The 25,445-nt window shown below is 61.9% G+C and carries 8 protein-coding genes and 2 pseudogenes; 3 read left to right on the top strand and 7 right to left on the bottom strand.

What is annotated here, in order from left to right; translation table 11 throughout:
- Positions 1-43: 43 nt before the first annotated feature.
- A complete protein-coding gene (locus B0B13_RS04475) occupies positions 44-1,651 on the bottom strand; it encodes a carboxyl transferase domain-containing protein (protein WP_076794646.1) in 1,608 nt (535 codons plus the stop codon).
- A gap of 12 nt (positions 1,652-1,663) precedes the next feature.
- Complete coding sequence (locus B0B13_RS04480; RefSeq protein WP_076794484.1) at positions 1,664-2,845, bottom strand: isovaleryl-CoA dehydrogenase; 1,182 nt, start codon at positions 2,843-2,845, stop codon at positions 1,664-1,666.
- A gap of 286 nt (positions 2,846-3,131) precedes the next feature.
- Between B0B13_RS04480 and B0B13_RS04485 the strand changes: the two genes are divergently transcribed.
- The 3 genes and pseudogenes from B0B13_RS04485 to B0B13_RS04495 form a co-directional block, all read left to right on the top strand.
- Complete coding sequence (locus B0B13_RS04485) at positions 3,132-3,794, top strand: TetR/AcrR family transcriptional regulator (RefSeq protein ID WP_076794486.1); 663 nt, start codon at positions 3,132-3,134, stop codon at positions 3,792-3,794.
- 248 nt (positions 3,795-4,042) lie between these two features.
- The gene (locus B0B13_RS18300; RefSeq protein ID WP_170872364.1) at positions 4,043-4,336 is read left to right on the top strand and encodes a hypothetical protein; all 294 of its coding nucleotides are present in this window, start codon (positions 4,043-4,045) and stop codon (positions 4,334-4,336) included.
- A 108-nt stretch (positions 4,337-4,444) separates the two neighbouring features.
- Positions 4,445-4,621: pseudogene (locus B0B13_RS04495) on the top strand (ISL3 family transposase); the annotation flags it as partial.
- 97 nt (positions 4,622-4,718) lie between these two features.
- Here B0B13_RS04495 and B0B13_RS19085 read toward each other — a convergent pair.
- The 5 genes and pseudogenes from B0B13_RS19085 to B0B13_RS04520 all read right to left on the bottom strand — a co-directional run.
- Positions 4,719-5,153 (bottom strand): hypothetical protein, encoded by a 435-nt coding sequence (locus B0B13_RS19085; RefSeq protein ID WP_235091570.1) that lies wholly within the window; start codon positions 5,151-5,153, stop codon positions 4,719-4,721.
- Positions 5,154-5,158: 5 nt separating this feature from the next.
- Complete coding sequence (locus B0B13_RS04500; protein WP_235091571.1) at positions 5,159-6,205, bottom strand: pyridoxal-dependent decarboxylase; 1,047 nt, start codon at positions 6,203-6,205, stop codon at positions 5,159-5,161.
- Between the two features lie 96 nt (positions 6,206-6,301).
- Positions 6,302-23,788, bottom strand: coding sequence for a non-ribosomal peptide synthetase (locus B0B13_RS19095; protein ID WP_076794492.1), 17,487 nt, complete (start codon positions 23,786-23,788; stop codon positions 6,302-6,304).
- A pseudogene (locus tag B0B13_RS19735) lies at positions 23,692-24,257 on the bottom strand (AMP-binding protein). The gene B0B13_RS19095 and the pseudogene B0B13_RS19735 overlap by 97 nt, the downstream one beginning before the upstream one ends.
- A partial coding sequence (locus B0B13_RS04520) for a non-ribosomal peptide synthetase (protein WP_139337308.1) occupies positions 24,202-25,445 on the bottom strand: 1,244 nt, incomplete at its 5' end. The pseudogene B0B13_RS19735 and the gene B0B13_RS04520, both read right to left, overlap by 56 nt.

The following is a 25,445-nucleotide window of genomic DNA, read 5'->3' on the forward strand; positions in this document are numbered from 1 at the left end:
GCTTCGTCTCCTCGCATCCGCTGAACATGGGAGCCGCCAGCGCCTACATGCGGAACACGCCAAAGCGCGTCTCGCCGATCGGCGCATTCATTGCGGCCGACAAGCCTAGGCCGAGCACATCGCGGGTCTGCGCCGGATCGATGACGCCATCATCCCACAAGCGGGCGCTCGCGTAGTAGGGGTGGCCCTGATGCTCGTATTGCTCACGGATGGATGCTTTAAAAGCTTCTTCGTCCTCGGCGGACCAGGTCCCGCCCTTCGCCTCGATGCCGTCGCGGCGTACCGTGGCCAGCACGGAGGCTGCCTGCTCAGCGCCCATGACGGAGATTCGCGCATTCGGCCACATCCATAGCATCCGCGGCGAGTACGCGCGGCCGCACATCCCGTAGTTACCGGCACCGAACGAGCCGCCGATGATCACCGTCAACTTGGGCACCTGCGCAGTCGCAACCGCGGTGACCATCTTTGCGCCGTGACGGGCAATTCCTTCGTTCTCGTACTTGCGTCCGACCATGAAGCCGGTGATGTTCTGCAGGAAAATCAACGGAACCTTGCGCTGGCAGCACAACTCGATGAAGTGCGCCCCCTTGAGCGCTGATTCAGAAAACAGAATACCGTTGTTGGCGACGATGCCGACAGGATGACCCCACAGGTGCGCAAACCCGGTCACCAGTGTCGTACCGTAGCGCGCCTTGAACTCATTGAACTGCGAATCATCGACAAGGCGCGCGATCACCTCGCGCACGTCGAACGGCTTGCGCGTGTCGGTTGGGATCACACCATATAACTCGCGCGCGTCGTAGCGGGGCGGCTTCGGCTCACGCAGTGCAAGCGGCTGCGGTTTGACTCGGTTCAGGTTGCTCACGATGTGCCGCGCGATCGCGAGCGCATGGGCATCGTTTTGCGCAAGATGATCGGCGACGCCGGACAGCCGGGTGTGCACGTCACCGCCACCTAGATCCTCGGCCGTGACGACCTCGCCGGTCGCGGCCCTCACCAGCGGCGGGCCACCGAGGAAAATCGTGCCCTGATCCTTTACGATGATCGACTCGTCGCTCATGGCGGGAACATAAGCGCCGCCGGCGGTACACGACCCCATCACCACGGCAATCTGCGCAATGCCTTGCGCGGACAGGTTCGCCTGGTTATAGAAGATGCGGCCGAAGTGATCCCGATCCGGGAATACCTCGTCTTGGTTCGGCAGGTTGGCCCCGCCTGAGTCAACCAGGTAGAGACACGGCAGCCGGTTTTCCTGGGCGATCTCCTGTGCGCGTACGTGCTTCTTTACGGTCATCGGGTAGTAAGTGCCACCCTTGACCGTCGGGTCATTGCACACGATCACGCACTCCTGCGCGGCAATGCGGCCAATGCCGGTGATGATGCCCGCGCCTGGCGCATCGCCGCCGTACATGCCGTATGCGGCCAGCTGCGACAGCTCCAGGAACGGCGTGCCGGGATCGAGCAATTGCGCGATCCGCTCGCGCGGCAACAGCTTGCCGCGGGCCAAGTGCTTGTCCCGGGCCGCTTGGCCGCCGCCCTGCGCGAGCGCGGCAATCTTCTCGCGCAGGTCGGCAACCAGCGCCTGCTGCGCCGCCTCGTTCGCACGGAATTCGCCGGAACGCGGATTCAGCTTGGTTTCGAGTACGGGCATCGTTGACATCCCTCACATCGTCTCGGCAAACAGTTCCCGGCCAATCAGCATCCGGCGGATCTCGCTGGTACCGGCGCCGATCTCATACAGCTTCGCGTCGCGCCACAGACGGCCAACTGGGAACGCGTTGATGTAGCCGTTACCACCCAAAATCTGGATCGCTTCGCCGGCCATCCACGTCGCCTTCTCCGCCGTGTACAAGATCACGCCGGCGCAATCCTTGCGCACCTGGCGCACGTGCTCGCTCCCGAGCTTGTCCAACTGGCCGCCGATCGCGTACAGGTACGCTCGACAAGCCTGCAACGTCGTGTACATGTCCGCGACCTTGCCTTGGATCAATTGAAACTCGCCGATCGGTTGGCCGAACTGCTTGCGATCGTGGATATACGGCACGACCGCGTCCATACAGGCGAGCATGATGCCGGTCGGGCCGCCGGCAAGCACCGCTCGCTCGTAGTCGAGGCCGCTCATCAGCACCTTCACGCCGCCGCCAACCTGGCCCAGTACGTTCTCGTGCGGCACCTCGACGTCCTCAAACACGAGTTCCCCGGTGTGAGAGCCACGCATGCCGAGCTTGTCCAGCTTTTGCGCGACCGAGAAACCCTTCATGCCTTTTTCGACGATGAACGCCGTCATCCCGCGTGCACCGGCCTCCAGGTCCGTCTTGCCGTACACCACCAGCGTGTCGCAGTCCGGGCCGTTTGTGATCCACATCTTGGTACCGTTGAGCACGTATCGATCACCCTTTTTGTCGGCACGCAAGCGCATACTGACCACGTCCGAGCCGGCATTCGGCTCGCTCATCGCCAACGCGCCCACGTGCTCACCGGACACCAGCTTGGGCAAGTACTTACGCTTCTGCGCTCCATTGCCATTGCGGTGAATTTGGTTCACGCATAGGTTCGAGTGCGCGCCATACGACAGGCCGATCGAGGCGCACGCACGCGAAATCTCCTCCATCGCCACCATATGAGCGAGGTAACCCATGTTGGCGCCGCCATATTCGTCGGATACCGTCATGCCGAGCACGCCAAGGTCGCCGAATTTTTTCCACAGGTCCATTGGGAACTGATCGGTGCGATCGACGTCGGCCGCGCGCGGCGCGATTTCCTTCTCGGCAAAATGGGCGACGCTCTGGCGAAGCATCTCGATGTCCTCGCCGAGCGAAAATTGCAATCCGGGAATGTGGCTCATCTCTCTGCTCCGAACGGCGCACGACGCGCCAGTGACGTCCGCCCGTGCGCCATCAACGGCACCTTGGCATAGAATTGAGCAATGCTCATCTACCAGAAAGTCCAGCGTCGATCGAGTATCTGATGCAATTCTTATCCATTCTGGCGCTTGACGTAAAGGTTTTTTGAGTGATGCTCACATCACAATCGATTCCACCACTGTCATGAACGACTCGATCGTCGCGCTCACGGCCCCCGCTTCTGGCAAGCCCCCGTCGCCACGGAGCGCCACCACACGCCGGGTGCCAATGAGCGCCAAATCACAGCAACGCGTCAGACAGATTCTGAGCGTGGGCCGCGACGTATTTTCCGAACGCGGCTACGAACATGCGACGACCGCCGAGATCGCCCAGCGCGTGGGGATTGCCGAGGCGACGGTATTCAGCTATTTCTCCAGCAAGCGTGAGTTGTGCGCACGCGTGATCAGCGATTGGTACGACGAGATCATTGACGCGATCGAGCGCGGCTTACCGCGCGACGGCTCGGTGCGGCAGCAATTCGCGTTCATCGTGCGCACGCACTTGCGGTTGATGCTGCTCAACGGCACCGGGCTCTGTTCGCTGGTGCTATCCGAGGGCCGCACCAAGCACCATGAATTGAGCGAAACGTTCGTGCATTTGCAACGCCGCTATACGAAGCCGCTAATGGAGGTGCTGGCCCACGGCCAGCAGCTGGGGCAGATCCGGCGTGACGTGCCGCTGCGCCTGTTGCGCTCGATGATCTTCGGTCCGATGGAGCACGTGTTATGGGATGCGGCACTGACCAAGCGGGCTGCGGATATCGAGGCAACCGCCGAGCAACTGGTCGACATGCTATGGAGCGCACTGCAGCCGAGCCACACGGAATGGGCTGCATTGGTGCAATTCCGCAACGACGTCGAGCAGGCGCTGGGACGCCTACCGGTACGCTGACGTCCCGATATATTCGTGAGCGGCTCGCCCGCGCGCAAGCCGGATGGGACCTACCAGCCGTATGTCGTGACCGCCCGCTGCAGCGACGGGGCATTGCGGGTCAACCCGTTTTTTCCGCCTACCGTACGCTTCCCCACTCGAGACGCCGCGATTGAACATGCGCGACAATGGGCGATGGATTGGATCAACCGAGGCGAACCGGCGGTGCAGCGGCCTGGCCGGCCCTGCGCCCTGACCGCCCGAACCACATGGCCGATATCAAACCCAGCTACGACTCGACGCACCCGCACTGGAACCTCGATAGCGTCGTCGCCGAGCTTCGCATGTCGCGTGAAGGCAAGCACCGCACCCGGCACCCGAAAGGGCTGCGCGAACTGCCGTCGCGCACGGCGATGGCGCAAGTGATCGCGAAGGTGTGGTTACCTGCGTCGGCGTCGTGCCGGATTCGCTACATTGCGCGACGTGCTGCTGCGCTTCGCGCATTCGGCTTAAGAGCTCCAGCGGATCGAGCGCTCGAAACTGAGCACGTAGCCTGCGTTTGATTGCCCGCGGCACCGACGCCGAACGCAGCACGCGCTCAAGCGGCGTCAAGGATGCTTCATACCGCTTCGTGACCCTCGCGCCATGACGTGTCTTCGATTCCAGCTTTGCAGCGGTTTGCAGCAGGCATTGGCCACGACTACGATGCCGTACACGCTGCCCTACTCACACTCTACAGCAACGGTATCGTCGAGGGCCATGTCAATCGGCTCAAGTTCCTCAAGCGCCAGATGTATGGCCGCGCCGGCTTCCAACTGCTTCGTACACGTGTGTTGAATCAGTACTGACTTGTGACGTGAAACTTCACACAAAGTGGGGAAGAGCCCACAAACCGAACCAGCCACCCGGTTTCTGTTTAACGAGCTAGCATGCGCGCCTTAACCGCTAGCTAGGCGAGCTCACGCTTGCCAGCATGCGCTGCTCGGCCAGAATGTCGTCTAACATCGCGCGCGTGGTCGTCGGGTTCGCGAGGACCACGCGAAATACGACGATTGCCCTGCCCTGCCACCGCTCGGAGGTGATGCGTGTTCTGGACACAAACGAGCGGCCTGCGTCACGCTGCATTTCCTGTATGCTAACAGTCAGCGCATCAAGCGCCTCTTGAATAGCGGGCTGCAATGACACGGACCCGTTGGTTAATGCCTCGCGCACCCGCTCCGGCACGTAACGATAAGTCAAGATGCAAAGCTGCGGCGCGATGACAAGCTCAAAACCCCGCTGACGTTCGATCAGCGACGCGAAATATTGCGCATTGTCGATACTCAGATCGATTAGTCGTGCGTACCCCCGGCGTCCTACTGGCGGATCTCGGCCGTCCACGTCGGCTATCTGAACAGTACCACGCCCGCTCCTATTGGTACATACAGTTGCTTGTGCGCGTCAATGACAATTGAATCGGCGCGCTCTATACTGGCCAATCGATGCCGGTGACGCGCCGACATCAAGCTTGCACCACCCCAGGCTGCGTCGACGTGAAAATGGCAGTTGGCCTCGCGCGCCACATCGGCGAGCGCATCGATAGCGCCCGTCTCGGTAGTTCCCGCCATGCCCACGATCGCCATCGGACAAATATTGCGGCGTTGCAGGTCGCGCACGGCCGCGCGCACTGCGTCAATGCGGATTCGATCCGCTGCATCCACAGGAATCCGGACCAGGTGATCGCAACCGATCCCAAGCACATCCGCGGCCTTGCGCAGCGAATAATGCCCGCGCTCCGATACAAGAATAGCGAGCCCATCGTAGCCGTAATGGCGAAGCACCTGCATGAGCCCGACGCGGTTGACCCCGGCGAAGCCGGCCCGGGGGCGCAGTAGATTATTGCGGCTCGCCCATAGTGCGGTGAAATTGGCCACCGTGCCACCCGAGCAGAATCCACCGAGCGCATACTCGCCGCTATGCAGCCATCTTCGATAAAATGCATCGTCCTGACCAAAAACCAGCTTGTGCAGCATCCCGATGACCTGGCGCTCAAGCGCCGTCATCGCAGCAGAGGTTTCTAGCTTCACGACATTTTGGTTCAGCGCGGTCAGCACCTTCGCGAGCGACGGTAAAAACGACGGCAACGACGAAGTCATGTGCCCAACGAAGGTTGGCGACGCGACCGGCATGACGCGACTGAACACGTCGTCGAGCAAATGTGCGGCGTGTGCGTCAGGCAAAGCCGCTGTCTCGGGGAGATCGACCATCGAAAACGTCGTTTCGACATCGGGATGCACACCGCCCGGCTTGAACCGGTTACTTGCAAAAAACGTGGCTGGGTGCTGCGCGATCAGCTGCTCAAGCCACACGAATTCGCCGCGGTCCGCGTCGAACCATTGCAACACATCGTTCAACTCGCATGCTGCACTCTCGTTATCGGGCAGGCTAACCACGACCACTATCAGTTAGCGCGATCGAATCTGCGTTTAAGGGTGTTGAGTGTTTCTGCACTGTAAAGTTTATCGTACCGCATTCGTCTGTCCTTAAGCTTATTGATTCTCCAATTCATTTAGCTTGCGGGCTAGGATGGGACCAATGATAGCCATCGGTTCCAGCTTGAGCATTGCTCCATGACTGCAGTGAACATTGCAAACTTCGATATTCCCGCACACATAAGGGTTCCACGCATCGGGTGAGACAAGCGTTTCATCTTCAGCTTCCGCTACTGTGGCTCGAAACAATAGCACATCACCGCCATACTGCGATGGAGAATAATCTCTTACGATACGCCCATTATTCTTTGCAATTTCCTCGGTTTTTTCCAATAGATGCTCATCCATCGCCGACACTAACTCATTGCCATAGTGGTAGGCCAACACATCTCTAACCATCGCCTGGTCAAGTTGATTTTCCTTCTCTTTAAAAGCTTTGCCCGCAAAAGGGGTACTATCTAGTAATGCCAGCAATGTCACTTTTTCACCTTGATGCTCGAGTCGAACAGCCATGCTATGCGCCACTATGCCACCAAAGCTCCATCCTAGGAGGCAGTAAGGCCCTTGGGGCTGAACACGGCGCATTTGCCCAAGATAGTCTGACACCATCTCATCAAGAGTAGAAGCAAGCGGGCTTGTTCCATCGAACCCACGAGCTTGCAAGCCATAGAGTGGCTGATCGGGGTGAAGGTAATTGGACAGACCCATATAGCTCCAGCTCAAACCAAATCCGGGATGAATGCAGAAAATAACAGGACGGCTGCCTGTCGGCTTAAGAGGAAGTAGAACGGAAAACGAGTTCTCTTGACTCCCATCGCGCTTAACGAAATGATGTGCTAAGCCCGCGAGGGTGGGTGCCTCAAACAGCGTGCGAATAGCAAGGTCAACCCCTAACGCTGTACGTACACGACTGATCAGGCGCATGGCGAGCAGCGAATGGCCCCCGAGCGCAAAGAAGCTGTCGTGCCGACCCACACGTTCGACACCCAATAGCTCGGCCCAGATCACCGCAAGCGTCGTCTCGAGCTCGCCTTGTGGTGCTTCATACGCTTGATGCGCCAGCGCGGCGTCATCCGGTGCGGGCAGTGCACGCCGATCGAGCTTGCCGTTCGGTGTCAGCGGCCACGCATCGAGCCGCACAAACGCATTGGGCACCATATACTCGGGCAGCCTCGCCGCCACCTGTGCACGCAGTGTGCTCGCCAGTGGCTCCTCCGCTTCGGCCTGCACATACGCCACCAGCCGCTTATCCGAGCCCTCACCGGTTGCCAGCACCACCGCATCACGCACCTGCGGATGCGCCATTAAGCACGCTTCGATCTCACCCGGTTCAATGCGAAAGCCGCGAATCTTCACTTGCTCATCGTTGCGCCCCACAAACTCCAAATTACCGTCCGGTAAATACCGCGCCACATCCCCGGTCTTATACAGCCGTGCACCCGCGTCATCGGAGAACGGATCCGGTACAAAGCGCTCAGCGGTCAGCTCGGGGCGGTTCAGATAGCCGCGTGCCACCCCCGCGCCACCAATATACAACTCGCCGACCACGCCTAACGGCACCGGCTGGCCGTGCGCATCGAGCAGATAAACACGCGTGTTCGCAATCGGCCGCCCAATCGAGACCTCACCGCTGAAATCACGTGCACCACGCCATGCTGTGGCACAAACGGTCGTCTCCGTGGGACCGTAGGCATTAAAGACCGTGCCTTGTTCAGCTAAATCTCGAACCAACGTTGCACTGGGTGCTTCACCTGCCAGAATCAGCGTCAAGGGCGGACCAAAGCTGGCCAACTCTGCGCCATGTTGAAGCAGTGCAGGCGGTAAAGTCGCGTGTGTAATCGCATGGCTTGTCAAATAGTCCCGCAGAGCATGCCGATCCTGCCGGGCCGCCTCGGGTGGCAGATACAACGCTGCACCACTGCCAAGTGCCATCAAGGTTTCGGATGCACTCGCATCAAAGCTGAACGACGCAAACTGCAAAATACGGCTGGCTGGTTGCACCCCAAAACAGGCGATCTGCGCCAGAGCAAGGTTCGCCACGCCCCGATGCTCGACCATCACGCCCTTCGGAGTACCGGTGGAGCCCGACGTATAGATCACATATGCCAAATGCCGGGCGGTGAGCGCGGCTACCGACGGATTCGTGTCCGGCAACGCCGGCAGGATGGTGGGATCGAGCACCGTGCACTCGGCCAGCGCCGCGTCGCCCAACGCAGCGCGCCCGGCCGCATCCGCGAGCACAATCGCCGATGCCGCATCAGTGAGGATGTGCGCCAAGCGCTCGCTCGGATAGCTCGGATCCAGCGGCACATACGCGCCGCCGGCCTTTAAAACCGCCAACAGGCCAACGACCAGCGCCTGTGAACGCTCGACGCAGATCGCCACCCGGGTTTCCGGCTTGCCACCCCATTCGATCAACTGGTGCGCGAGGCGATTGGCTTGGGCGTTCAGCTCTGCATAACTAAACGTTTGATCTTCATAGACCAGCGCTGGCGCCTCGGGCGTGCGCTCGACCTGCGCTTCAAATAACTGGTGGATGCATAAGTGCGACGGATAGTCTCGCTGCGTCGTATTCCACGTGTCAAGCAGCAACTGACGCTCGGCCGGTGACAGCAATTCAAGCGTTGCCACCGGCTGCTGGGGGCACGCCACCATGGCGCGCAACATCGTCTGCAGATACCCGACGTGCCGCTCGATCGTGGATCGCTCGAACAGCGCCGTCGCATACGCTAAGCTGCCGATGATCTCGTCGCCTGCCTCAGATAAGTTCAGCTCAAGATCGAACTTCACGACGTCATACTCGAGCTCAGCCGGCGTGGCCGTGAGCCCAGGTAGGCGCCACTTGCCTGACTCATTGTTTTGCCACGCGAACATCACTTGAAACAGCGGCGTATGATTCAATCGACGCGGCGGCTGCACGATCTCCACCACTTGCTCGAACGGTAGATCCTGGTGTGCTTGTGCGTCCAACATCGTACGCCGCACGCGCGCGAGCAGCTGGGCGGTATCGGGCTCACCCGACACATCCACGCGCAACGCCAGCGTATTGACAAAAAAACCAATCAACGGCTCAATCTGGCGATGGTTACGATTCGCGCTGGGCGTGCCGATGACCACATCACACTGGTCCGACAAGCGCGCGAGCACCGCGCTCCACGCCGCGAGCACCGTCATAAATAGCGTCGTGCCGTGCTCTGCGCTTAAGCGCTTGAGTGCTTGCGTGGTGGATGCATCGATCTGCACCGGCACCTGTGCGCCGGCAAACGACTGTTGTGCCGGGCGGGGACGGTCGGTCGGTAGCGCCAGCAGCACCGGTGCGTCGGCCAGCGTCGCACGCCAGTAGTCGCTTTGCGCTTGGAGCCGCTCACCCGTGAGCCACTGCCGCTGCCATGCCGCATAGTCCGGATACTGAATCGCCAGCGGCGGCAGCGGATCAGCTTGGGCCCCGATACCCGCTGCGTACAGTGCGCTCAGCTCGCGCATCAGCACCCCGATCGACCAGCCGTCCGACACAATATGGTGCTGGGTGAGCAGCACCACGTGTTCGTCATCGGCCAATTGAATGCCGCATGCGTGGATCAACGGGCCCTGTGCCAGATCGAGGGGCGCGCGCGCTTCATCGGCGCTTAAACGCGACAGCTGCGCGTCGGCATCAGGTACCCCACGCAAATTATGCCAGCGCAGCGGCACCCCCCTATCCGCTGGCAGCAATTGCACCTGCGGCTGACCGTCAACGCTCACAAACGTCGAGCGCAGCGCTTCATGACGGGCAAACAGCGCATCTAATGCCTGTTGCCATGCGGCCCGATCAAGTGGCCCGCGCACATGTAGCGCCAGCGGCATATGATACGACTCACTGACCCCATCGAGCTGCGCGAGGAACCACAGCCGCTGCTGTGCGAACGACAGCGGCAAATTGCCCTCCCGCGGCACCGGCGTGATCTCGGGCTGCGCATCGGTGCCTTGTTGCCAGTGGGCTTCGAGCGCCGCGGCAAACGCGGCCAACGTGGGCGTCGCGAACAACGTCGCCAGCGGCACGTCAGCGCCTAGCATTCTCACCCGGTTCATCAAGCGCACTGCAAGCAGTGAGTGGCCCCCGAGCGCAAAGAAGCTGTCGTGCCGACCCACACGCTCGACACCCAATAGCTCGGCCCAGATCGCCGCCAGCGTCGTCTCGAGTTCACCTTGTGGCGCTTCATACGCTTGATGCGCCAGCGCGTCAGCGTCCGGTTCGGGCAGCGCACGTCGATCGAGCTTGCCGTTCGGCGTCAAGGGCCACGCATCGAGCCGCACAAACGCACTGGGCACCATGTACTCAGGCAGGCTCGCCGCCACCTGTGCACGCAGTGTGCTCGCTAGCGCGTCATCGGGATCGGCCACCACATACGCGACCAGCCGCTTATCCGAGCCCTCACCGGTTGCCAGCACCACCGCATCACGCACCTGCGGATGCGCCATTAAGCACGCTTCGATCTCACCCGGTTCAATGCGAAAGCCGCGAATCTTCACTTGCTCATCGTTGCGCCCCACAAACTCCAAATTACCGTCCGGTAAATACCGCGCCACATCCCCGGTCTTATACAGCCGTGCACCCGCGTCATCGGAGAACGGATCCGGTACAAAGCGCTCAGCGGTCAGCTCGGGGCGGTTCAGATAGCCGCGTGCCACCCCCGCGCCACCAATATACAACTCGCCGACCACGCCTAACGGCACCGGCTGCCCGTGCGCATCGAGCAGATAAACACGCGTGTTCGCAATCGGCCGCCCAATCGAGACCTCACCGCTGAAATCACGTGCACCACGCCATGCTGTGGCACAAACGGTCGTCTCCGTGGGACCGTAGGCGTTAAAGACCGTGCCTTGTTCAGCTAAATCTCGAACCAACGTTGCACTGGGTGCTTCACCTGCCAGAATCAGCGTCAAGGGCGGACCAAAGCTGGCCAACTCTGCGCCATGTTGGAGTAGTGCAGGCGGTAAAGTCGCGTGTGTAATCGCATGGCTTGTCAAATAGTCCCGCAGAGCATGCCGATCCTGCCGGGCCGCCTCGGGTGGCAGATACAACGCTGCACCACTGCCAAGTGCCATCAAGATTTCGGATGCACTCGCATCAAAGCTGAACGACGCAAACTGCAAAATACGGCTGGCTGGTTGCACCCCAAAACAGACAATTTGCGCCAGAGCAAGGTTCACCACGCCCCGATGCTCGACCATCACGCCCTTCGGGGTACCGGTGGAGCCCGACGTATAGATCACATATGCCAAATGCCGGGCGGTGAGCGCGGCTACCGACGGATTCGTGTTCGGCCATGCCCGTAGGGTGGCCGGATCGAGCACCGTACATTCTGCCAGCGCCGCGTCGCCCAACGCAGCGCGCCCGGCCGCATCGGCGAGCACCATGTTCGGGGCTGCATCGGCAAGGAGGTGCACCAAGCGCTCACTCGGATACGCCGGATCGAGCGGCACATACGCGCCCCCCGCTTTTAAAATCGCCAGTAGCCCCACCACCAGCGCGGGACTACGCTCGACACAGATCGCCACTCGGGTATCGGGCTTGACACCTAACTCGATCAGCTGGTGTGCCAAGCAATTGGCTCGGGCGTTCAGCTGCGCATAACTGAACGTTTGGTCTTCATAGACCAGCGCTGGCGCCTCGGGCATGCACTCGACCTGCGCTTCAAACAACTGGTGGATGCATAAGTGCGACGGATAGTCTTGCTGCGTCGCATTCCATGTCTGCAGCAGCAACTCGCGCTCCGCCTCGGGCAGCACCTGCAACTGCTGCACTGCAGTGTCGGACGCCGCCTCGAGTGCGTCGGCCAAGCTGTGCAGCGCCTGCTGCATATACGCGCACACCCGCTCAGGCTCCAGCGACGGCACGCTCTGCACGGTCAGCCCCAGTGCCTGCCCGAAGTCCTCGACCGACAGTGTCAGCGGGTAATTGGTGCGCTCCTGGGCGCTCAACAGTTCCACACCCGGTAGCCTGCTGCACTCATCCGAGCCCATCGCATTGTGCCGGTAATTGAGCAGCGCACTAAAGAGCGGCGTGCCCGCCGGCACGCCGCTGCAGCGCTGTGCGAGCGCCAGCGACGCATGCTCATGTTCCAACAGCGCGGCCAAGCGCGCGTGCGTGCTCCGCACACACGCCTGCACACTGCCGTCCAGCTCCACACGCAGCGGCAGCGTATTGATAAAGAGCCCCATCGCACGATCAGCACCCTCACCCGCCTGCATGCGTCCGAACAGCACGGTGCCAAACACCACCCGTTGTTGGCCACTCGCGCGGGCGAGCACCTGCGCCCACGCCAAATGACATAGGCTCGCTAAGCTCACGCCTAGGCGCCGCGCATGCACACGCAGCCGATCGTTCAACGCCGACGGCAGCATCCGGTGTGACTCGCTCACGTCACTGCCGTCGCCCTGTACCTGCGCGAGCCCAAACGGCAGGGTCGGCTCCACATCCGCGAGCAGCTCGGTAAAAAAGCGCGTATGCTCGGCTTCACTCACACCTAGCCTGGCTTGCGCGACCAGATGGCGGAACGGCTGCGCCGGCGGCAGCATGTCGCCTCGCCCCTCGATGAATGCGCTCACCTCCGCGTGCATCACCTCCAGCGTCGAATGATCGCCAATCAAATGGTGCAGCCGCTGCATGAGCAGCCAGCGCCCCTCACTATCCTGGGCGATCGCACAGTGCAGCAGCGGCGCTTGCGTCAGATCCAGCCGCGTATGACGCGGATCAAAGCGCCGCGCTAATTGCTCGGCGATCGGCCCGTCAGCGGCGTCTAACGTCAGCTCGGTGATCGGCAACCGCGCGTGGCGCCACACCACTTGCGCGGGCATCGACACGCCTTCCCACACGAACGCGGTGCGCAAAATATCGTGCCGATCGATCACCTGCTGCAGCGCGTGCAGATACTGGTCAAGCCGCGCTCGCGTGTCAAAGGCCAACTGCACCATCAGCAGATACGGATCGCCGTCGCGCGCGAGTAGATGGTGAAACAGCAGCCCGTCTTGAAGCGGCGACAGAGCATAAATGTCCTGGATATTGGCCACACCTTGCGGCACCTGCTCGACAATCTTGTCAATGTCCGCTTGCGTCAGTTCAATAAGCGGCAGCATCGACGGCGTAATCGCACTCGTGTCGGGTGTGATCACGTTGGGCGGCATCACCACGTCACAATGCTGACCCAATGACTGGGCCAGCGCGCTAAGCACCGGCGTGTCGAATAGCGCGCGCACGGATAACCCGACTCCCCGACGCCGCAGACGCTCAATCAACCGCACCGCCAGCAGCGAGTGGCCCCCGAGCGCAAAGAAGCTATCGTGCCGGCCCACACGTTCGACACCCAATAGCTCCGCCCAGATCGCCGCCAGCGTCGTCTCAAGCTCGCTTTGCGGCGCTTCATACGCTTGATGCGCCAGCGCGTCAGCGTCCGGTTCGGGCAGTGCACGCCGATCGAGCTTGCCGTTCGGCGTCAGCGGCCACGCATCGAGCCGCACGAATGCGCTGGGCACCATATACTCGGGCAATGCTGACGCCACCTGCGCGCGCAGTGTGCTCGCGAGCTGCTCGTTCGCTTCGGCCTGCACATACGCCACCAGCCGCTTCGCCGAGCCTTCACCGGTTGCTACCACCACCGCATCACGCACCTGCGGATGTGCCGTTAAGCACGCTTCGATCTCCCCCGGTTCAATCCGAAAGCCGCGGATCTTCACTTGCTCATCGTTGCGTCCCAAGAATTCTAGGTTGCCGTCCGGTAAATACCGTGCTAAATCCCCCGTCTTGTACATCCGCGCATCCGGTGCATCCGAGAACGGATCGCGCACAAAGCGCTCGGCAGTCAACTCCGGACGGTTCAGGTAGCCACGTGCCACACCGTCCCCACCAATGTACAGTTCCCCAACTGCGCCCAGCGGCACCGGCTGCCCGTGCGCATCGAGCAGATAAATTTTCAGGTCTGGGATCCGTGCGCCAATCGGATTACCCGCTTGCTTACTGTCCTGCTGCCGAAGTGGCCGATACGTCACATGCACGGTCGCTTCGGTAAGCCCATACATGTTCATCAATTGCGGATGATGCTCGTCGTGCGTGGCATACCATGCCTGCAAGATAGCAGGCTCCAGCGCCTCCCCGCCCAAGATCACGTAGCGTAATTGATCCGATAAGGCGCTGTGTGCTTGGCTGGCCATCAACGCCTTAAACGCACTGGGGGTCTGATTTAAGACGGTGACACCCTGCTCACAGATCAACTGGTAAAAAGCGTCGGCAGAGCGAGCAATCGAATGGGGCACAATGACAAGCTTGCCACCATAACGCAGTGCGCCCCACAGCTCCCAGACAGAGAAATCGAACGCAAACGAGTGAAACAGGCACCAAGTATCATGCTCGTTAAAGCCATACCACGGTTGCGTCGCCTCGAACAGCCGCACCACTTGCGCATGTTCGACCATCACGCCCTTGGGCGTGCCGGTCGAGCCCGACGTATAGATCACATATGCCAAATGCCGGGCGGTGAGCGCGGCTACCGACGGATTCGTGTCTGGCCATGCCGGCAAGGTGGCTGGATCGAGCACCGTACATTCTGCCAGCGCCGCGTCGCCCAACGCAGCGCGCCCGGCTGCATCCGCCAGCACAATGCTGGGTACCGCATCAGCGAGAATGTGCGCCAAGCGCTCGCCTGGGTAGCTCGGGTCCAGCGGCACATACGCACCCCCGGCCTTTAAAATCGCCAGCAGCCCCACGACCAGCGCCGGGCTGCGCTGCACGCAGATTGCCACCCGGGTATCCGGCTTGACACCTAACTCAATCAACTGGTGCGCGAAACGATTGGCTTGTGCGTTCAGCTGCGCATAGCTCAACGTTTGGTCCTCGAACACCAGCGCCGTCGTCTCGGGCGTGCGCTCGACCTGTGCTTCGAATAGCTGGTGCACGCACCGATGTTTTGGATACGCCTGCTGCGTCGCGTTCCATGTCTGCAGCAGCAACTGGCGCTCGGCCGGTGACAGCAATTCAAGCGTTGCGACTGGCTGCTGGGGGCACGCCACCATGGCGCGCAACATCGCCTGCAGATACCCGACGTGCCGCTCGATCGTGGATCGCTCAAACAGCGCCGTCGCATACGCTAAGCTGCCGATGATCTCGTCACCTGCCTCAGATAAGTTCAGCTCGATATCGAACTTTACGACGTCATACTCGAGCTCAGCCGGCGTGGCCGTGAGCCCAGGTAGGCGCCACTTGCCTGGCTCATTGTTTTGCCACGCGAACATCACTTGAAACAGCGGCGTATGATTCAATTGACGCGGCGGCTGCACGATCTCCACCACTTGCTCGAACGGTAGATCCTGGTGTGCTTGTGCGTCCAACATCGTACGCCGCACGCGCGCGAGCAGCTGGGCGGTATCGGGCTCACCCGACACATCCACGCGCAACGCCAGCGTATTGACAAAGAAGCCGATCAACGGCTCGATGGCGGCATGCCCGCGATTGGCACTGGGTGTGCCGATGACCACGTCGTCCTGGCCTGACAGGCGCGCGAGCACCGCGCTCCATGCGGCAAGCACCGTCATAAATAGCGTGGTGCCGTGCTCCGCGCTTAAGCGCTTCAGTGCTTGCGTGGTTGACGCATCGATCTGCACCGGCACGTGCGCGCCGGCAAACGACTGTTGCGCTGGGCGCGGCCGGTCCGTCGGTAGTTCCAGCAGCACCGGGGCGTCGGCCAGCGTCGCGCGCCAATAGTCGCTTTGCGCCTGCAGCCGCTCATCCGACAGCCACTGCCGTTGCCACGCCGCATAGTCCGGATACTGGATCGCCAGCGGCGGCAGTGGATCGACTTGGCCGGCTGTGCTCGCCGCGTACAGTGCACTGAACTCACGCGCGAGCACCCCGATCGACCAGCCGTCCGACACAATATGGTGTTGCGTGAGCAGCACCACGTGTTCATCATCGGCCACTTGAATGCCGCACGCGTGAATCAATGGGCCGCGCGCCAGATCGAGAGGCGCGTGCGCGGCTTCATGACGCAAGCGGGCCAGTTGCACCTGCGCATCCGGCACCCCACGCAGATCATGCCAGCGCAGCGGCACACCCGTGTGCGCCGGCAGCAGCCGCACCTGCGGCTGACCGTCAACACTGACAAACGTCGAGCGTAGCGCTTCATGACGCGCGAACAACGCATCCAATGCCTGTTGCCATGCGGCCCGATCAAGTGGCCCGCGCACATGTAGCGCCAGCGGAATATGATACGACTCACTGACCCCATTGAGCTGCGCGAGGAACCACAGCCGCTGCTGCGCGAACGATAGCGGCAAACTGCCGTCACGTGAGACCGGCGTGATCTCGGGCCGCACCTCGGTGCCTTGTTGCCAGTGGGCGTCGAGCACCGCGGCAAACGCGGCCAACGTGGGCGTCGCAAACAAGGTCGCCAGCGGCACGTCGGCACCGAGCATTCTCACCCGGTTCATCAACCGCACCGCGAGCAGCGAGTGGCCCCCGAGCGCAAAGAAGCTATCGTGCCGACCCACACGCTCGACACCCAATAGCTCCGCCCAGATCGCCGCCAGCGTCGTCTCGAGCTCGCCTTGTGGCGCTTCATACGCTTGATGCGCCAACGCGTCAGCGTCCGGTTCGGGCAGTGCACGCCGATCGAGCTTGCCGTTCGGCGTCAGCGGCCACGCATCGAGCCGCACGAATGCGCTGGGCACCATATACTCGGGCAGGCTCGCCGCCACCTGCGCGCGCAGTGTGCTCGCGAGCTGCTCGTCCGCTTCGGCCTGCACATACGCCACTAGCCGCTTCGCCGAGCCTTCACCGGTTGCTACTACCACCGCATCACGCACCTGCGGATGTGCCGTTAAGCACGCTTCGATCTCCCCCGGTTCAATGCGAAAGCCGCGGATCTTCACTTGCTCATCGTTGCGCCCCACAAACTCCAGATTGCCGTCCGGTCGGTAACGCGCCACATCCCCGGTCTTATACAGCCGGGCCCCCGCTTCATCGGAGAACGGATCCGGCACAAAGCGCTCGGCGGTCAACGCCGGGCGGTTCAGATAGCCCCGTGCCACCCCGGCGCCACCAATATACAACTCACCGACCGCACCGAGCGGCACCGGTTGACCGTGCGCGTCCAGCAGATAAATCGTCAGATCCGGAATCCGTGTGCCCACCGGGCTGCCCACTTGCTCGCTGTCCTGCTGCTGAAGTAGCCGATACGTCACATGCACAGTCGCTTCGGTAAGCCCATACATGTTGACCAATTGCGGATGATGCTCGTCGTGCGTGGCATACCATGCCTGCAAGATAGCAGGCTCCAGCGCCTCCCCGCCCAAGATCACGTAGCGTAATTGATCCGATAAAGCGCTGTGTGCTTGGCTGGCCATCAACGCCTTAAACGCACTGGGGGTCTGATTTAAGACGGTGACGCCCTGCTCACAGATCAACTGGTAAAAAGCGTCGGCAGAGCGAGCAATCGAATGGGGCACAATGACAAGCTTGCCACCATAACGCAGTGCGCCCCACAGCTCCCAGACCGAGAAATCGAACGCAAACGAGTGAAACAGGCACCAAGTATCATGCTCGTTAAAGCCATACCACGGTTGCGTCGCCTCGAACAGCCGCACCACTTGCGCATGTTCGACCATCACGCCCTTGGGCGTGCCGGTCGAGCCCGACGTATAGATCACATATGCCAAATGCCGGGCGGTGAGCGCGGCTACCGACGGATTCGTGTCTGGCCATGCCGGCAGGGTGGCTGGATCGAGCACCGTACATTCTGCCAGCGCCGCGTCGCCCAACGCAGCGCGCCCGGCCGCATCCGCGAGCACAATCGCCGGTGCCGCATCGGTGAGGATATACACCAAGCGCTCACTCGGATACGCGGAATCCAACGGCACATACGCGCCCCCCGCTTTTAAAATCGCCAGCAGCCCCACCACCAGCGCGGGACTACGCTCGGCACAGATCGCCACTCGGGTATCGGGCTTGACACCTAACTCGATCAGCTGGTGTGCCAAGCAATTGGCTCGGGCGTTCAGCTGTGCATAACTGAACGTTTGGTCTTCATAGACCAGCGCTGGCGCCTCGGGCATGCACTCGACCTGCGCTTCAAACAACTGGTGGATGCATAAGTGCGACGGATAGTCTTGCTGCGTCGCATTCCATGTCTGCAGCAGCAACTCGCGCTCCGCCTCGGGCAGCACCTGCAACTGCTGCATTGCAGTATCGGGCGCCGCCTCGAGTGCGTCGGCCAAGCTGTGCAGCGCCTGCTGCATATACGCGCACACCCGCTCAGGCTCCAGCGACGGCACGCTCTGCGCGGTCAGCCCCAGTGCCTGCCCAAAGTCCTCGACCGACAGTATCAGCGGGTAATTGGTGCGCTCCTGGGCACTCAACAGCTCCACACCCGGTAGCCTGCTGCACTCATCCGAGCCCATTGCATTGTGCCGGTAATTGAGCAGCGCACTAAAGAGCGGCGTGCCCGCCGGCACGCCGCTGCAGCGCTGCGCGAGCGCCAGCGACGCATGTTCATGTTCCAACAGCGCGGCCAAGCGCGCGTGCGTGCTCCGCACACACGCCTGCACACTGCCGTCCAGCTCCACACGCAGCGGCAGCGTATTGATAAAGAGCCCCATCGCACGATCGGCGCCTTCACCCGCTTGCATCCGACCGAACAGCACGGTGCCAAACACGACACGTTGTTGGCCGCTCGCACGGGCGAGCACCTGCGCCCACGCCAGATGGCATAGACTCGCCAGACTGACGCCCAACCGTTTGGCATGCGCGCGCAGCCGGTCGTTCAATGCCGACGGCAGCATCCGGTGTGACTCGCTCACGTCACTGCCGTCGCGCTGGACCTGCGCGAGCCCAAACGGCAAGGTCGGCTCCACACCCACGAGCAGCTCAGTGAAGAAACGCTCGTGCTCAGCTTGGCTCATGCCTAGCCTGGCTTGCGCGACCAGATGGCGGAACGGCTGCGCCGGCGGCAGCATGTCGCCTCGAGCCTCGATGAACGCCCGCACCTCCGCGTGCATCACTTCCAGCGTCGAATGATCGCCAATCAAATGGTGTAGCCGCTGCATAAGTAGCCAGCGACCCTCACTATCCTGGGCGATCGCACAGTGCAGCAGCGGCGCTTGCGTCAGATCCAGCCGCGTATGACGCGGATCAAAGCGCCGTGCCAATTGCTCGGCGATCGGCCCGTCAGCGGCGTCTAACGTCAGCTCGGTGATCGGCAGCCGCGCGTGGCGCCATACCACTTGCGCGGGCATCGACACGCCTTCCCACACGAACGCGGTGCGCAAAATATCGTGACGATCGATCACCTGCTGCAGCGCGTGCAGATACTGGTCAAGCCGCGCTCGCGTGTCAAAGGCCAACTGCACCATCAGCAGATACGGATCGCCGTCGCGCGCGAGTAGATGGTGAAACAGCAGCCCGTCTTGCAGCGGCGACAGGGCATAAATGTCCTGGATATTGGCTACACCTTGCGGCACCTGCTCGACAATCTTGTCGATGTCCGCTTGCGTCAGCTCAATGAGCGGCAGCATCGACGGCGTAATCGCACTCGTGTCGGGCATGATCGCGTTGGGCGGCACCACCACGTCACGGTGCTGACCCAACGTCTGCGCCAACGCACTGAGCACCGGCGTGTCGAATAGCGCACGCACGGATAACCCGACTCCCCGACGCCGCAGATGCTCAATCAACCGCACCGCCAGCAGCGAGTGGCCACCGAGCGCAAAGAAGCTATCGTGCCGGCCCACACGTTCGGCACCCAATAGCTCGGCCCAGATCGTCGCCAGCGTCGTCTCGAGTTCGCCTTGCGGCGCTTCATACGCTTGATGCGCCAGCGCGTCAGCGTCCGGTTCGGGCAGTGCACGCCGATCGAGCTTGCCGTTCGGCGTCAGCGGCCACGCATCGAGCCGCACGAATGCGCTGGGCACCATATACTCGGGCAGGCTCGCCGCCACCTGCGCGCGCAGTGTACTCGCGAGCTGCTCGTTCGCTTCGGCCTGCACATACGCCACCAGCCGCTTAGCCGAGCCCTCACCGGTTGCTATTACCACCGCATCACGCACCTGCGGGTGCGCCGTTAAGCACGCTTCGATCTCCCCCGGTTCAATGCGAAAGCCGCGAATCTTCACTTGCTCATCGTTGCGCCCCACAAACTCCAGATTGCCGTCCGGTCGGTAACGTGCCAAATCTCCGGTCTTATACAGCCGTGCACCCGCTTCATCGGAGAACGGATCGGGCACAAAGCGCTCAGCAGTCAACTCCGGGCGGTTCAGGTAGCCCCGTGCTACCCCCGCGCCACCAATATACAATTCGCCGACCGCACCCAGTGGCACCGGCTGGCCGTGCGCGTCAAGTAAATAAACGCGTGTGTTCGCAATCGGCCGGCCAATCGGGATGCTGGCGTTTGTTTCCGGCACGGACGTGATCTTGTAAGTCGTCGCAAACGTGGTGCTCTCGGTCGGACCATAACCGTTGATCAGCTGCTCAGGAGGTGACTCGCGCATCACTTGCGCAACCCACCTCGCATCCAACACGTCTCCTCCAACAATCAATGCCTTCAGTTGAGAGAAGGCCGTGTCCACTTGTGTGACCATCTGATTGAACAAGCCAACGGTGAGCCACAAGATGCTGATGCGCTGTTCGCGCAAAGTGTGCGCAAACGCAGCGGGCATCAGCACCGTGTCATGATCGATTACCACAACGGTGGCGCCATTTAACAGCGGTGCCCACACTTCAAACGTGCTCGCGTCGAAAGCCGGGTTCGCTGCGAACGCCACACGATCACCAGCGCGAATGTCAACATAGCCATTGTTGATGACCAGCCGCGCAATCGCATGATGCGGCACCATCACGCCCTTGGGCGTGCCGGTCGAGCCCGATGTATAGATCACATACGCCAGATGCCGGGCCGTCAGCCCCGCCACCGACGGATTCGTGTCCGGTAACGCCGGCAGAGTCGCTGGATCGAGCACCGTACATTCTGCCAGCGCCGCCTCGCCCAACGCAGCGCGCCCGGCTGCATCCGCCAGCACAATGCTGGGTGCCGCATCAGCGAGAATGTGCGCCAAGCGCTCGCCTGGGTAGCTCGGGTCCAGCGGCACATACGCACCCCCGGCCTTTAAAATCGCCAGCAGCCCCACGACCAGCGCCGGGCTGCGCTGCACGCAGATTGCCACCCGGGTATCCGGCTTGACACCTAACTCAATCAACTGGTGCGCGAAACGATTGGCTTGTGCGTTCAGCTGCGCATAGCTCAACGTTTGGTCCTCGAACACCAGCGCCGTCGTCTCGGGCGTGCGCTCGACCTGTGCTTCGAATAGCTGGTGCACGCACCGATGTTTTGGATACGCCTGCTGCGTCGCGTTCCATGTCTGCAGCAGCAACTGGCGCTCGGCCGGTGACAGCAATTCAAGCGTTGCGACTGGCTGCTGGGGGCACGCCACCATGGCGCGCAACATCGCCTGCAGATACCCGACGTGCCGCTCGATCGTGGATCGCTCAAACAGCGCCGTCGCATACGCTAAGCTGCCGATGATCTCGTCACCTGCCTCAGATAAGTTCAGCTCGATATCGAACTTTACGACGTCATACTCGAGCTCAGCCGGCGTGGCCGTGAGCCCAGGTAGGCGCCACTTGCCTGGCTCATTGTTTTGCCACGCGAACATCACTTGAAACAGCGGCGTATGATTCAATTGACGCGGCGGCTGCACGATCTCCACCACTTGCTCGAACGGTAGATCCTGGTGTGCTTGTGCGTCCAACATCGTACGCCGCACGCGCGCGAGCAGCTGGGCGGTATCGGGCTCACCCGACACATCCACGCGCAACGCCAGCGTATTGACAAAGAAGCCGATCAACGGCTCGATGGCGGCATGCCCGCGATTGGCACTGGGTGTGCCGATGACCACGTCGTCCTGGCCTGACAGGCGCGCGAGCACCGCGCTCCATGCGGCAAGCACCGTCATAAATAGCGTGGTGCCGTGCTCCGCGCTTAAGCGCTTCAGTGCTTGCGTGGTTGACGCATCGATCTGCACCGGCACGTGCGCGCCGGCAAACGACTGTTGCGCTGGGCGCGGCCGGTCCGTCGGTAGTTCCAGCAGCACCGGGGCGTCGGCCAGCGTCGCGCGCCAATAGTCGCTTTGCGCCTGCAGCCGCTCATCCGACAGCCACTGCCGTTGCCACGCCGCATAGTCCGGATACTGGATCGCCAGCGGCGGCAGTGGATCGACTTGGCCGGCTGTGCTCGCCGCGTACAGTGCACTGAACTCGCGCGCGAGCACGCCAAGCGACCAGCCGTCCGACACAATATGGTGTTGCGTGAGCAGCACCACGTGTTCATCATCGGCCACTTGAATGCCGCACGCGTGAATCAATGGGCCGCGCGCCAGATCGAGAGGCGCGTGCGCGGCTTCATGACGCAAGCGGGCCAGTTGCACCTGCGCATCCGGCACCCCACGCAGATCATGCCAGCGCAGCGGCACACCCGTGTGCGCCGGCAGCAGCCGCACCTGCGGCTGACCGTCAACACTGACAAACGTCGAGCGTAGCGCTTCATGACGCGCGAACAACGCATCCAATGCCTGTTGCCATGCGGCCCGATCAAGCGGCCCGCGCACGCGCAGCGCCAGCGGCATATGATACGACTCACTGACGCCCTCAAGCTGCGCGAGGAACCACAGCCGCTGCTGGGCAAACGATAGCGGCAATCTGCCTTCGCGCGACACCGGCGTGATCTCGGGCCGCGCCTCGGTGCCTTGTTGCCAGTGGGCTTCGAGCGCCGCGGCAAACGCGGCCAACGTGGGCGTCGCAAACAAGGTCGCCAGCGGCACGTCAGCGCCCAGTCCTCTGACCCGGTTCATCAACCGCACCGCCAGCAGCGAGTGGCCCCCGAGCGCAAAGAAGCTGTCGTGCCGACCCACACGCTCGACACCCAATAGCTCCGCCCAGATCGCCGCCAGCGTCGTCTCCAGCGCGCCTTGTGGCGCTTCATACGCTTGGTGCACCAGCGCGTCAGCGTCCGGTTCGGGCAGTGCACGCCGATCGAGCTTGCCGTTCGGCGTCAGCGGCCACGCATCGAGCCGCACGAATGCGCTGGGCACCATATACTCGGGCAGGCTCGCCGCCACCTGCGCGCGCAGTGTGCTCGCGAGCTGCTTGTTCGCTTCGGCCTGCACATACGCCACCAGCCGCTTCGCCGAACCCTCACCGGTTGCCACCACCACCGCATCACGCACCTGCGGGTGCGCCGTTAAGCACGCTTCGATCTCCCCCGGTTCAATGCGAAAGCCGCGAATCTTCACTTGCTCATCGTTGCGCCCCACAAACTCCAAATTACCGTCCGGTAAATACCGCGCCACATCCCCGGTCTTATACAGCCGTGCCCCCGCTTCATCGGAGAACGGATCCGGCACAAAGCGCTCAGCAGTCAACTCCGGGCGGTTCAGGTAGCCCCGTGCCACCCCGGCGCCACCAAGATACAGCTCACCGACCGCACCCAGTGCACCGGCTGCCCGTGCGCATCGAGCAGATAAACGCACGTATTCGCAATCGGCCGGCCAATCGGGATGCTGGCGTTTGTTTCCGGCACGGACGTGATCTTGTAAGTCGTCGCAAACGTGGTGCTCTCGGTCGGACCATAACCGTTGATCAGCTGCTCAGGAGGTGACTCGCGCATCACTTGCGCAACCCACCTCGCATCCAACACGTCTCCTCCAACAATCAATGCCTTCAGTTGAGAGAAGGCCGTGTCCACTTGTGTGACCATCTGATTGAACAAGCCACGGTGAGCCACAAGATGCTGATGCGCTGTTCGCGCAAAGTGTGCGCAAACGCAGCGGGCATCAGCACCGTGTCATGATCGATCACCACAACGGTGGCGCCATTTAACAGCGGTGCCCATACTTCAAACGTGCTCGCATCGAAAGCCGGGTTCGCTGCGAACGCCACACGATCACCAGCGCGGAATGTCAACATAGCCATTGTTGATGACCAGCCGCGCAATCGCATGATGCGGCACCATCACGCCCTTGGGCGTGCCGGTCGAGCCCGATGTATAGATCACATACGCCAGATGCCGGGCCGTCAGCCCCGCCACCGACGGATTCGTGTCCGGTAACGCCGGCAGAGTCGCTGGATCGAGCACCGTACATTCTGCCAGCGCCGCCTCGCCCAACGCAGCGCGCCCGGCTGCATCCGCCAGCACAATGCTGGGTGCCGCATCAGCGAGAATGTGCGCCAAGCGCTCGCCTGGGTAGCTCGGGTCCAGCGGCACATACGCACCCCCGGCCTTTAAAATCGCCAGCAGCCCCACGACCAGCGCCGGGCTGCGCTGCACGCAGATTGCCACCCGGGTATCCGGCTTGACACCTAACTCAATCAACTGGTGCGCGAAACGATTGGCTTGTGCGTTCAGCTGCGCATAGCTCAACGTTTGGTCCTCGAACACCAGCACCGTCGTCTCGGGCGTGCGCTCGACCTGTGCTTCGAATAGCTGGTGCACGCACCGATGTTTTGGATACGCCTGCTGCGTCGCGTTCCATGTCTGCAGCAGCAACTGGCGCTCGGCCGGTGACAGCAACTCAAGCGTGGCCACCGGCTGCTGGGGGCGAGCCACCATGGCGCGCAACATCGTCTGCAAATACCCGACGTGCCGCTCAATCGTGGATCGCTCAAACAGCGCCGTCGCATAGCCCAGCGCACCGACGATCTCTTCACCTACTTCATGCAAATGCAGGTCCAGATCGAACTTAGCCGCCTCGTAAGCTAAGTCCGCTGGCGTGACTTCCAACCCCGGCAGATCCCACGCGGCACGCTCGTTACTCTGCCACGCGAACATCACCTGAAACAGCGGCGTATGATCGAGCCGACGCGGCGGTTGCACGATCTCGACCACTTGCTCGAATGGCAGGTCCTGGTGCGCTTGTGCGTCCAACATCGTACGCCGCACGCGCTTAAGCAGTTCGCTCGTATTGGGCTCATCGGATAAGTCGACACGCAACGCCAACGTATTGACAAAGAAGCCGATCAACGGCTCGATGGCGGCATGCCCGCGATTGGCACTGGGTGTGCCGATGACCACGTCGTCCTGGCCTGACAGGCGCGCGAGCACCGCGCTCCATGCGGCAAGCACCGTCATAAATAGCGTGGTGCCGTGCTCCGCGCTTAAGCGCTTCAGTGCTTGCGTGGTTGACGCAT

Origin of the sequence: Burkholderia sp. b14 (genome assembly GCF_900156195.1) — a bacterium.
Taxonomy (GTDB): domain Bacteria; phylum Pseudomonadota; class Gammaproteobacteria; order Burkholderiales; family Burkholderiaceae; genus Mycetohabitans.

Coding starts and splice junctions, on each gene's coding strand:
- B0B13_RS04475 (WP_076794646.1), bottom strand. CDS start 1,651: ATGCCCGTACTCGAAACCAAGCTGAATCCGCGTTCCGGCGAATTCCGT.
- B0B13_RS04480 (WP_076794484.1), bottom strand. CDS start 2,845: ATGAGCCACATTCCCGGATTGCAATTTTCGCTCGGCGAGGACATCGAG.
- B0B13_RS04485 (WP_076794486.1), top strand. CDS start 3,132: ATGAGCGCCAAATCACAGCAACGCGTCAGACAGATTCTGAGCGTGGGC.
- B0B13_RS18300 (WP_170872364.1), top strand. CDS start 4,043: ATGGCCGATATCAAACCCAGCTACGACTCGACGCACCCGCACTGGAAC.